This window comes from Proteus penneri, assembly GCF_003144535.1.
In the GTDB taxonomy this organism is placed as follows: domain Bacteria; phylum Pseudomonadota; class Gammaproteobacteria; order Enterobacterales; family Enterobacteriaceae; genus Proteus; species Proteus penneri.
The window spans coordinates 295,634-307,765 of record NZ_PHFJ01000002.1 but is presented as its reverse complement, the minus strand read 5'-3'; the positions used below and the strand labels follow the sequence as shown (position 1 = coordinate 307,765).

Below are 12,132 nucleotides of genomic sequence, written 5' to 3'. Positions count from 1 at the left end.
CATACAAATGCGATAATAAACATCATGATTACATTTAAATGAGATATGGCGCACGTTATACCATTTAAGATTTCATTTTTTTGTGAATTTACTTTCATTTTTTGATCTATGTAACACTTTAAAAGAATAAGGCGCTATGAGCGTAAGCCCGTAGCGCCTTCTATTTGCTGATTTGTAGCTGATAACCCAAATAAAATTATTCTGTTATTTCAGCAACATTTGATGATGCAGTTTTATCATTTTCAGCCTGTTGACCAAAACCTTTTAACCCCACAACGTGAACATGTTCTGTACCATTAAACACTTTACGCACTAATTTATAAGTTGTTCCTTTTTCTGGACTGATATTTTCTGGTGCTGCAATGATTAACTGCATATCTAAACGATCACAAAGTTCGAATAGCGTTGCTATCGATTTGGCATCCAAACGTGCAGCTTCATCGAGGAAGAGTAAACGACAAGGAGAAATATCTTTTCCTCTTAAACGTCGTGATTCTTCTTCCCAGCTTTGTACAACCATCACCAGAATTGACATCCCCGTACCAATCGCTTCACCGGTTGATAAAGCACCACTTTCCGCTTTTAACCAACCTTCTGGCCCACGATTAACCTCAACATCCATTTCTAGATAATTACGATAATCTAACAGCTCTTCACCCACAGTTTGTGGCATACGTTGCCCAAAATCTACTTGTGGATTTAAACGTTGATAGAGCTTCGCCATCGCTTCTGAGAAGGTAAGGTTTTGGTTTTTAAATAAGTCTTGGTATTGATTATCTTCTTCTGATAATACATCCAATAACACTTGATGGCTTTCACGAATATTGACGTTAAGTCGAACACCTCGCACTTGGCCAAATGAAACCGCTTGTAAACCTTGGTTTAGCATACGGATACGGTTTTGCTCTCGCTGGATAGTTTTGCGAATAATATTCGCAACACTTCGTGAGCTAATCGCTAATTTCTGTTCACGGCTTGTCAGTTCTTCCGTTAAGCGAGCAAGCTCAATTTCCATCTGTTCAATTGCATCAACTGGATCGTCAGTTTTAATGATATCTTGGCGAATACGCTCTCTTAAATGCTGATATACTGCAATAAAGAACTGAACTTTACGATCAGGATATTTCGCATCTTCTGAGCGACGTAACGCATCACGTAAATATTCATTATCTGCAACTGCTTGGCGTAAAGCACCTAACGCTTTATCCGACATTGAACGTAGTTCATCAGCTGAAAGGTAAGCAAAATCTCGTCGATGTAAACGGCGTTCCATACCATTTTCTTTCACCAATCGCATAACTGCGCACCAACCCGCTTTTGCACTCACAACATGATCACGAATTTGAATGTAGTCACGTTCAAGTTTACGAATTTTCTTGGTTAGGTTATCTCGCTCAGCTTCACTCAGTGCGATATCGCGCTCAAGTTGACTAATACGCGCGCGGTTTTCACTTACCGCTGAATAACGTTGATCGCGAAGCTCTTTAGCTCTTGCTTCTGCACCAATATCGATATGTATCCCCGTATCACGCATCTCTTGCTCAAGTTCTCTGAGCAATTCAGATTTAGTGTCGAAGGAGCTTTTTAATGAGGTGAGCACTTGATTAAATTGAGCACATTGTGCTTGTTGCTGACGATAAAGTTCTCTTGCCGTAGCGCGTTCTGTTTCTGCCATCTCTAAACGGTGACGTAACTTCTCGTTTAGATCACTATTTTCACTAACAATTTCAACGGCATCACTATAGCTAAAGTGTGGGCGACGCTGTACTACTTCCACCAGCAAGAAAGCCTGTTGCTGATAACGTTGCTGCTCTGCTTTTGCCTGCTCGTAATCTTGCGATAGTTGTTCATGTGCTTGGGGATCACTTTGCAAGATAGAAGCAATCGGCTCTAATGCTGCTAATGCTTTTTCGTGACGCTGTAAGTAACGCATTGATTCTTCAGCGGCATACAGCTCTTCGCGTAACTCTTCAACGCGATCAATCAGTGTTTCATCCATCAAGATATTCACTTGAGGAATCAGTTTATTTAGAAGATTTAGCGATTCTTTAGCACGTGTATAATGTTGACGCTGTTGCTGAGTATTCTCTTCATATTGTGCTAATGCTCTTTCTAGCTCGTTACGTCGTTGGTTAAGCTGGCGAATATCTTCTTCAGGATCAGCCTCAAATGCGACAGAAATGTGTTGTCCGACAAACTGACTAAAGGCATGGTGAGCACGTTGGATCTTCTGTACATCAAAAGCTTGTGTTGCATAAAGTTCCGAAAGCTCATCACGCTGACGCGACAAAATTTCTAATTGATTTTCACGCGCTGCTCGACCAAATAGTGGGATTTCAGGGTAGCGAGAATAACGCCATTGTCTATCTGAACTCTTAATAAGAACCGCTTTATCCATCTCTTGTGCATTAAATACACTATCATCGAAAGATTGTGGATCGCCTTCGATAAAATAGAGATCTTCAGGGCAATCTTCTAATGTTTCTAATTGCTCCTGAATTTGAGATAAGTCTTGTACAACAATCGCATGGCGTGCTGGGCCATATAATGCAGAGAAATAAGGCGCATCGTCTAACGTAATATCATCATAAATTTCTGATAATAAAACACCATTAAAACGTTCGGCTAACGTAATTAATCGCCCATCTTCAGCACCACTTGGCTGACTTAAACGTTCAATTTGCGCTTCAATCTGTTGTTTGCGAGTTGCAGTTTCATCACGTAAAACCGTTGCTTCACGCTCTTTTTCAAGTAACTGTTGCATATATTCTGTTACTTGATGACCCGTATCAAAAGATTGACGAGTCTGCTCACATAATTGTGTTAACGCATCTTGTGCTGCAAGCCATGCTGGCGCTTGTTTTTTCAGCTTTTCAATTTGTTGTTTAAGTTGATCTAACTCTTGGCGCATCTGCATACGCTGTTCGCCAGATTCGTTAACGTAATCGCTAAGCTCTTCAATTTTTGCTTCTAATTCATCTTGAAGAATTAATAAATCATCAGGCTCTATCGGCTTACCATAATGCTTATTAAACTCTTCAAGTTGGCGTTCTGCAGTATTTCGTTGATGTAAACGCTGCTCTAACTCAGCTAACTGCATACGAATAGGATGAACCCTATCCGCTTGGTGTCGATGCGAAGACCATTCACGTAATGCTGTTTTTGCCGCATCCCATGCATTTTGGCGTTCAATCTGACCGACAACCGAACTGATCAGTTTATAAGCTTGATCAAATTGCGTTTTAGCGGCTTCAGAAACATTGAGTTTCTGTTCCATAGAAAGCAAAGAGTGAGTAATGGTTTGAATTTTTGCTTGAATACGTTCAGCCCATTGTTCTGCATTAGTTTCATCTAAATCAGCAATACCACATTGTGCTTTTGCTCGCTCTAAAGCCTGCACTGCTTGACGATATTGAATTGCACGTGTTTGTTGTACATCTAAAGCTTGCTGATAATCTGCTAGCTGATTCTTCAGCTCATCAACTTCTTCTTCGGCTGACTCTACGCGAGCTTCAAGTTCTTCTTTCTTAGATGCTGCTTCTTCAACGACTTCGCTTTGTTCTTCTAAACGGAAAGTGATCTCTTCTACATCAGCAACATATCGGTCTATTTTTTCTTGTTGACGAACCGCATTTTGTACTAGGTTTAATCGATCACTTGCTGCTTGATAGTCTGCTTCAAGATCTGAAGAAAGCGCTTGTTGTTCTTCCAACTCTTTACCCATTTCAATAAAACGATATGCTTCGTTATTAATGGATTTACGCTGACTCCATAATTCACGGCGAACTTCTAAAGCTTCATCAAGATGAACGCGTCGCTCATTGGCATGACGCATATAGTCTGCTGCAACGTAAGACGTAGCTTCTGTGATTAGGTGTTTAAATAAATCACGATCGGATTGTGTAACGCGAATCGCTTCAAGTGTCATGCGATTTTCACGTAATGCGCCTTCCATATCTTGGAACGCTTTTCTAACTCCGCTATTTTCAGGCAATAAGTAATCACGTAAAGAACGAGTGATCGCACTTGAAATACCACCATATAACGAGGCTTCAATTAAACGATAGAATTTTGCGCGATCACTGGCTGAACGTAAACGTTTAGGAATAACACCCAAGTCAAACATTACGGCATGGAAATCAGTGATAGAATTAAATTGTCTAAAAACAACGCCTTCAATCGCTTCAACTTTCTCTTTTAACTCATTAAGGGGGAGTACTCGCGCTTGGCGATCTGCAACAGCTTGCGTCAGAATTTCTGTCGGGTTTTCCGCCATTGGCAACCCTTGGATCATAAAGGGTTTGATATCAACTTTTTTATCACGCCCTGCAATCTGCTGTAAACGGACACCGACCACAGCACGTAAGTGACGCGAGTTGATCACATCTAATACGGCATAACACACACCCGGACGCAGTTTCCCATATAACCCTTTATCACGAGATCCGCTTGTTGACCCAGCTTCTGTGGTATTACGAAAATGAAGTAAAGTTAGATCAGGGATCATAGCTGTGATAAATGCAGCCATAGTGGTTGATTTACCCGCACCATTACCACCTGATAATGTAGTCACTAATTCATCTAAATCAAAAGTACGAGCAAAGAACCCATTCCAGTTGATAAGTGTTAATGAGCGAAATTTTCCCCGTTCAATCATTTATTTTCTTCCTCCGCATCATCTTCACTGGATTGTAACTGCTCATCTTCATTTTCTTCATCGTTTAGTGCTTCTGAACCGCTTTCAAGCGCCATAGCTTCACCATCACGGATCATTCTCATTTGCGCTTCGATAGGATCATCACCACTGCGTACATCTGCCCCAAAACGGAAAACAGATTCAGTAATTGAAAAACGTTGCATATCATTTAATAGAAATGAAATCATGCCTAAACGACGTAAACGATTTAAAGAAGTCCTCATTTTTTCTTGTAATTTTTGCAAATCAAGATCAGAACCCGTTGAGCGTTGATTCACTAAACGTAAAAGTTTGCTTTCATCTGCTAATGTTCTTAATTCATCGAACAACTCTTGAACGGTGAATATCCCCTGATTCGCTAAGCGTTCAGGACTAAGATAGAGATAACAAAGTATTTTTCCCACCAGCATATCCATTTCAGAGAGGACTGAGCGAGGAATAAGCGTGGTTGAACGAGGTCGTAAATAGAAGAAGCCTTCTGGCGCTCGAATTAATTCAACGTTATAACGCGCATAAAAGTCTGATAACTCATCCTGAAAATCCATCAGAAAAGCATGATTATCCAAAGAATCTATACCAATATGTCGACCTGCACGTAACTGGCTATCCAGTTCAGGAAAAAGTGAGTTCGCTAATGCCTGCGCCAGTTTTGCTGGCATAAATTGTTCAGTATGTATCGATGACATGCGCTTGTACCTTAGCTCCATATTCGTTAATTTCTGACCATTTTGCAGGCAATCCTGCGAGCTCAGCTTTTGCTACACCTAATCGTACCGCCTGATCAATCACAATACGGGCAACATCAAAATGTTTCTGCTGCGGATAACGATTAAGGTATTCAACTAATACTGAACTGAGATCTAATGCTCTTTGCTCTAATTTGTAAGAAGCAAGTTCTTGCTCTACCCATTGCGCTATTTGTTCATTCACTTCGCTGAACATTTGATATTCAAGCTCTTCGGGTAACTCACCCGTGACTTCTTCATCACGTAGAACCAGTTCTTCATCACGCATATCAAACAGCCGATCAGCATTAGCGTAAGTTAATGCCCATGGGCTATCGAAATAGTTTTGTACGGATTGACGTAAGCGGCGAGAGAAAATACGGTTTTTATCCATATCAATCGCTGTACGAATAAATTTATGGACATGTCTATCGTATCCAATCCATAAATCAATAGATTGCTGACCCCAACTAATAATGCGGTCTAACTTACTTTGAAGTTCAAACACTAATGTATCTATTTGCTCAACATGGCCTGTATTCATGTTTGCTTCTTGAATGCGTAGAAGATTAGCTTGAAGCTTGTCGCCAGCTGCTTCAAGCGTATCTTGTAGTTCTCTTAATGTACCCGATGTTTCAGATAGCAACTGTTCACAACTTGAAATAGCCGCTTGCCAATCTTGGTTTAATAACGCAGCAATATCTTCTTTTACTGTATTTTGCTGCTCATCCATAATTCGCTGAGACAAATCAATACTATCGAAAATTTCCGCCACTGAATATTTTAGAGGTGCGAAAACATTACGATGCCAATGATATTCATCACCGCCGTCCTCAGCAGAGCTAGCAGCTGAATCAAGCTCACCTGCCACAATAGAAAGTTGCATAGATAAGCGCAATGATGAAAATTCACGTTGGCGAATATAGTAATCACTAATTCCAATACCCAACGGAGTTAAACGGTATATTGCATTACCTTCTACCAACTCACTGGTAAAACGGTTAAAAAGTCGCTGCTTTACCATGTCATTAATGGCATTATTCGCGCGAACTTGTATTGATTCTGCGGGTTGTTCAAAGCCTTTGCACACTTCTCTAAAGGCATCAATTAACTCCCCTTCACTAATTTCGCCATCAAGGCGCTCGCTGTTTAATACAGCGACAGCCATCAAAAAAGCTAATCTTTCTGGTGGCAGTGAGATTGAAAAATCATTTTTTCTCGCCCAAGACACTAACTCAGGAACGGTCTGGGTAAAATCACTCATAGTACATCCTTAATTTACACGCTTTTGTGCCATGACATGAATGTAACGCCCCAGACTGATATAGGGCTCTTGCCGACAATATCGTTGCTCTAATGCAAGCAACGATGGAAAATCTTTATTTTGTAACTGACGACTTTGCAAATAATCATGGAAAACACGGACACCGGTTTTTCCTAATATTATCATTGAAAATTCAGTCAGCCATTGATAAACATCTTCAGGTTGCAATGGATTTTGAGGCGATAATGATTTTTTTCTTCTTCGAGGAATTTCAGGATTTGCCAGATGAAAATTCCCCAATATCGCATTTCTCATAACAATACCATTCGCATTGTAAAACATCAGCGATAAGATACCATTAGGTAACAACATATCGGTAAGAACATTTACGGCGTCTTTCTGATCCGTGATCCATTCCAATACTGCATGAAATAGAACTAAGTCAACCTTTTCATCTATATGCTCTTTAATCTCTTGAGCCGCACAACAAATAAACATCATGTTTTCGGCAACACCCTCTTCAATCGCTGCCTCTTGAGCACGATTAAGCATCTCTTGCGATAAATCACATAAGATAATTTGGTGTCCTAACTTAGCAAGCTGGCGAGAAAAATATCCTTCACCTCCACCTGCATCTAAAATACGTAAACTTCGATTAGGTAAGAGAGTCAATAATTGTTGTAAATCTTCCCAAATCACCGCTTGACGTATTTTACCCTTTGTTGTGCCATAGATATTGCGGGAGAATTTATCTGCAATATCGTCAAAATTACGATCTGACATTAAAACGCCTCATGATAACAACTTACTACTTGCGCTCTTTGCGTTCTGATAAATTCAAAAATATGAGACACTGTACATAAATAAAGACGACAATTTTACCAGTGTTCTATGATACTGACTGTTTTCTCTAAAGAAATAAGTCATGAATCAGACTATTCGCAAAGCGAAGTATAAATATAACGCTTATTAATGAAAAAATTAACGTTCAAACGTTTATCGTTTTATAAATAATTAAATGATTCTTTATTTCTATTGATGAAAACTTAGTAAAACGTTGTTGTGTTAGCTATTTTGACACAACGTCTTGGAATTCCCCTAGTTTTCACTAAGCTTTCGCTATCAATTGCATATATTTCACTCAATCTAGGATGATTTATGCTGTTCTTGCTCAAAAAATATGTTGCGGGCTTTCTGATGCCCTTGCCTTTGCTCTTATTAATCGCCTTTTTTGCATTAGCACTACTTTGGTTTACTCGTTGGCAAAAAACAGGAAAAAGCCTACTCACTGTTGTGCTTGTTCTGTTAACTCTTTTAGGCATACAACCTGTTGCCGATACACTATTGATGCCAAGTGAAAAAGAGTATCAAGCTCGCTATGAATTACGAGAAAATTCGCAACAAGATGTGAACTACATTGTTGTTTTAGGTGGTGGATTTACTTATAACCCGGAATGGGCACCTAGCGCTAACCTTCTCAATAATAGCTTATTTCGTGTTGCAGAAGGTGTTCGGCTTTATTATCGCAATCCTAATGCAACACTGATTTTTACAGGTGGCGCAGGTGTTAATCAGATAAGTAGTGCAGAAGTTGCCGCACAAGTGGCACAATCTTTAGGTGTGCCTGCGAATAAAACTATTGCACTATCAACACCGAAAGATACTGAAGAAGAAGCCTATGAAGTTGATAAGCTAATTGGTAAACAACCTTTTTTACTTGTCACTTCTGCCAACCATTTAGCGCGTGCTGAACGTTTCTTTTTAGCACGAAGAATGAATCCCATCGTTGCACCAGCTAACCAATTGGCTATTACTTCACCATTACATCCTTGGGAGAAATATTTTCCCTCTGCCACTTATTTTCAACACAGTGAACGTGCATGGTATGAATTTTTGGGATCAATTTGGCAATCAGTAAAATCCACAGGGCAACCTATAGAAATACCAGAAAATGCTCATTCTTCATCAGATAAAATGAATTCAGATAACTGATCTAGTCTCTATACTGAACCTCAATAATAGAGGTTCAGTTTCCCCTCAATATCCAATTCATTGAATACTCAATATATCTCTATTATTAATATACGTTATATTCTATCACAAAGTTATAGTTATGTTACGGTTAAGTATATAGGTAACTCATTAGAAACAATGTTATATATCATTAAATATATTCTCCTAAGTACTACTTGCTAAATAAAGTGTTTTTTTAGTACAGTGAAATAACATTGCTATTTATTTCTTGAATAATTTCAAATATCTTCGATAATTAAAATCACTTGATTTTAATTACTAGGTAATTATACAGATTTTCTTTATTCATATAAAACATAACTACTTATTAGTTATATATATTTGAATAAAGTAAAAGTACCTATATTAAGCAATCAGAGGTAACATGTTACTACAAACTATTTTATCAGCACTGGGGCCAATTATATTAGGACTTTTAGTTGGATGGCTCTCAGGTAAATATGGATTTATAAAAAGAGAATATTCACAAGCCTTTGCTGATTTTGTCGTTAAAATAGCACTACCATTCGCACTATTTCTAGCAGCAACACAAGCCTCTCCATCTATTTTCTATAACATAGATTATCTATTAGCCCTCGCATTAGGACTACTTATTTCTTATCTTATTGGTTTTTTAGGCGGCAAATTCTTTTTTAAACACGATAAAAAGAATTCAGCCATGCAAGCTTTGTCCGCCTCATTCCCAGATATGGCATATTGTGGACCACCTGTATTACTGGCTACGGTCGGTTCATCAGGTTTAATTGCAATGGTGATTGGTAATTTGATTTACACTATCATTATCCTACCTTTTACCATGATGATTATCAGTGGCACCAAGCAAGGAAAAGGGATCTTTCAATCATTGCTTAATGCCATCTCCCAGCCATTAGTTTTTCTGCCTATTTTTGGCGCTATTCTAGCTATTCTCGGTATTAAACTCCCAGAGATCTTGCAAAATTCAGTCAATGAAATAGGGAAAACTTCCGGTGGAGTTGCTTTATTTTTCTTAGGTTTGTTAATTTCAGGTATTAAGCTTAAAGTTAATACTGAAATTATCTTTAATGTGATAATAAAAAATATTGTGCAGGGTGCGTTAATTTTAGGTGTTGGGTTTGCTCTTGGGTTAGAAACTGAATTATTAAAAGCGGTATTTTTAATTGGCGTATTACCTACTGCAACAGCAGTGCCAGCTTTAGCCATTTCATATAAAACTTATACAGATATGGCAACAGGAACTGTATTATTAAGTACATTATGTTCATTATTTTCTATTATTGGCGGTATTGCTATTGTAGAAATGATGTAAATTTCCTAGGTACACTTACTTGAAAACATATTATTTATACTAACAATACGGATAAAAAATAAAACAGCCCTATACTACTGGGCTGTTTATTTTTATAAATACTATAACTAAGGTGTATCTAATTTTAATATTTTAGCTGTTGATTCACGTATATTACGACAAGCATCCGCATCTATTTTGAGATCAATACCGTAAGTTGGAATAATCGTTTTAAGACGTTCTTCCCAACCATCATTTTCAAGCTGCTCTTTAAAACAAGACTTAATAATATTGATAGCAATAAATGCCGCTGTAGAAGCACCTGGTGATGCGCCTAATAATACTGAAAATGATTTATCTGCGCTGCTAATTAACTCAGTACCAAACTCTAATACACCATGATGCTTAGCTTCAGGTTTAATAATCTGAACACGCTGTCCAGCTACAGCCTCTTGCCAATCTTCATGCTGTGCCTGAGGATAGAACTGTTTGAGCATTTCAAATTGATGTGCCGAAGTTTGTAATACTTGACCAATTAAATATTCAGTCAATGACCAATTATCTTTTGCTACATCAAGCATCGGTTCTATATTACTTGGTCGGATTGATTCAAATAAATCTAAATAAGACCCCTGTTTTAAAAACTTACTCGAAAATCCAGCATAAGGGCCAAAGAGTAGAGAGCGTTTACCCGCAATAATACGAGTATCAAGATGTGGCACAGACATTGGTGGTGAGCCTACATCTGCTTTCCCATAAACTTTAGCATGATGACGACTACAGATTTTATCTTCATCACAGCGCAACCAAATACCACTAACAGGGAATCCACCATAGCCTTTACCTTCTGGAATACCTGATTTTTGCAACAAATCGATAGCGCGTCCCCCCGCACCAACAAATACATATTTTGCTGAAATAATATATTTATCATGAGTGGTAAGATCTTTGACTTCAATATTCCAACCACCCGAATTATTCCTTTTTATATCGATAACATCATGCTTATAGTGCAACTCAAAATTGTTTTGTAGGGAAAGTTGCTTAACTAAGAGATGTGTTAATGCGCCATAGTCGACATCTGTACCTGTCGTCACGCGGGTGACGGCAAGTTGTTGATTCGGATCACGCCCTTCCATTATTAATGGCGCCCAATCTTCAATTTGTTTTTTATCTTCACTGTATTCCATATTTTCATAACAGTGATTAGCAGACATTTGGCGATAACGTTGATGAAGAAATTTAACGTTATCAGCCCCCCAAACAAAACTCATATGTGGGCAAGCATGAATAAAATCTCGAGGATCAGTAATTTTGCCTTTTGTGACTAAATAAGACCATAATTGACGAGATAGATCGAATTCTGTGTTAACTTCTAATGCTTTACTAATATTAACAGTTCCATCTGAATTTGGTGGCGTATAATTTAATTCACAGTTAGCAGCATGCCCTGTCCCCGCATTGTTCCAAGAATTAGAGCTCTCTTGACCACAATCATTTAATCTTTCGAACATAGCGATTTTTAAATTCGGTTCAAGCTCTTTAAGTAATGTACCGAGCGTCGCACTCATGATACCAGCGCCAATTAATGCGATATCAACCTGCTCACTAATAGGTTTATTCATAACAACTCCCAATTAGTTGGTTGTTTTATTAGGTTTAAAACATAATCCTGCGTCTTCTTTATAGACAACATAAGCACGACGCCAAGGCTCATTATCTAAAAGGCGCCATTTATGGCCAGTGCCACTATTATCTTGCGCTAATAACACATCACCTGGCCTAATAATGAAGGTTGAACCATCTTTTACTTCAAATTCTAATGTACCAGATAGTGTAATAACATAGCGAGGAACGGGGTCCTGATGCCAATCATAAGAACCTCCGGAAGTTGTTTCCCTAAACGATAATTCTGAAACATTGATAGGTAAACTTTCTCTATCGCCTTGTGAGCTATCTTTAAATTCAATGACACCTTCTTCAAATAACGAATTGCCATCTTCTCCAGTCCATAAACGAACACAACGGATCATATTTTCAAACTCCTTTAATAATTTTATACTTAAAACTTGATAATTATTTAGTATAGATAATATTCTTACTACTTCCCCAAATTAGCATCATAATTAAGTATTTTTATTATTAA

Annotated in this window: 8 protein-coding genes; 2 read left to right on the top strand and 6 right to left on the bottom strand. The window is 38.2% G+C overall.

The genetic code is table 11. From position 1 onward, the window contains the following. Positions 1-196: 196 nt before the first annotated feature. From mukB to cmoM, 4 genes are read right to left on the bottom strand one after another with little or no spacing between them, the layout of a single operon-like run. A complete protein-coding gene (gene mukB / locus CUB63_RS04385; RefSeq protein ID WP_109847539.1) occupies positions 197-4,657 on the bottom strand; it encodes a chromosome partition protein MukB in 4,461 nt (1,486 codons plus the stop codon). Next, positions 4,654-5,382, bottom strand: coding sequence for a chromosome partition protein MukE (mukE, locus tag CUB63_RS04380; protein WP_006537402.1), 729 nt, complete (start codon positions 5,380-5,382; stop codon positions 4,654-4,656). The genes mukB and mukE overlap by 4 nt, the downstream gene beginning before the upstream one ends. Next, the gene (gene mukF / locus CUB63_RS04375; RefSeq protein ID WP_006537403.1) at positions 5,363-6,685 is read right to left on the bottom strand and encodes a chromosome partition protein MukF; all 1,323 of its coding nucleotides are present in this window, start codon (positions 6,683-6,685) and stop codon (positions 5,363-5,365) included. The genes mukE and mukF overlap by 20 nt, the downstream gene beginning before the upstream one ends. A 9-nt stretch (positions 6,686-6,694) precedes the next feature. Then, entirely contained in the window at positions 6,695-7,468 is a 774-nt protein-coding gene (gene cmoM / locus CUB63_RS04370; protein ID WP_006537404.1) for a tRNA uridine 5-oxyacetic acid(34) methyltransferase CmoM, read from the bottom strand. Between the two features lie 375 nt (positions 7,469-7,843). On the opposite strand from cmoM, the gene elyC reads away from it, so the two are divergent. Together elyC and CUB63_RS04360 are read left to right on the top strand one after the other, a co-directional pair. After that, a complete protein-coding gene (gene elyC, locus CUB63_RS04365; RefSeq protein ID WP_109847538.1) occupies positions 7,844-8,677 on the top strand; it encodes an envelope biogenesis factor ElyC in 834 nt (277 codons plus the stop codon). A gap of 406 nt (positions 8,678-9,083) precedes the next feature. After that, on the top strand, positions 9,084-10,007 hold the full coding sequence (locus CUB63_RS04360) for an AEC family transporter (protein ID WP_072062795.1): 924 nt from the start codon (positions 9,084-9,086) through the stop codon (positions 10,005-10,007). Between the two features lie 107 nt (positions 10,008-10,114). Here the strand turns inward: CUB63_RS04360 and mqo are convergent, their stop codons facing one another. Together mqo and CUB63_RS04350 are read right to left on the bottom strand one after the other, a co-directional pair. Beyond that, on the bottom strand, positions 10,115-11,611 hold the full coding sequence (gene mqo / locus CUB63_RS04355) for a malate dehydrogenase (quinone) (protein WP_109847537.1): 1,497 nt from the start codon (positions 11,609-11,611) through the stop codon (positions 10,115-10,117). A 12-nt stretch (positions 11,612-11,623) separates the two neighbouring features. After that, positions 11,624-12,019 (bottom strand): cupin domain-containing protein, encoded by a 396-nt coding sequence (locus tag CUB63_RS04350; RefSeq protein WP_006537410.1) that lies wholly within the window; start codon positions 12,017-12,019, stop codon positions 11,624-11,626. Positions 12,020-12,132 lie beyond the last annotated feature (113 nt).

Bases quoted from the DNA above. Each gene is read 5' to 3' on its own strand.
- mukB (WP_109847539.1), bottom strand. From the start codon at position 4,657: ATGATTGAACGGGGAAAATTTCGCTCATTAACACTTATCAACTGGAAT.
- mukE (WP_006537402.1), bottom strand. From the start codon at position 5,382: ATGTCATCGATACATACTGAACAATTTATGCCAGCAAAACTGGCGCAG.
- mukF (WP_006537403.1), bottom strand. From the start codon at position 6,685: ATGAGTGATTTTACCCAGACCGTTCCTGAGTTAGTGTCTTGGGCGAGA.
- cmoM (WP_006537404.1), bottom strand. From the start codon at position 7,468: ATGTCAGATCGTAATTTTGACGATATTGCAGATAAATTCTCCCGCAAT.
- elyC (WP_109847538.1), top strand. From the start codon at position 7,844: ATGCTGTTCTTGCTCAAAAAATATGTTGCGGGCTTTCTGATGCCCTTG.
- CUB63_RS04360 (WP_072062795.1), top strand. From the start codon at position 9,084: ATGTTACTACAAACTATTTTATCAGCACTGGGGCCAATTATATTAGGA.
- mqo (WP_109847537.1), bottom strand. From the start codon at position 11,611: ATGAATAAACCTATTAGTGAGCAGGTTGATATCGCATTAATTGGCGCT.
- CUB63_RS04350 (WP_006537410.1), bottom strand. From the start codon at position 12,019: ATGATCCGTTGTGTTCGTTTATGGACTGGAGAAGATGGCAATTCGTTA.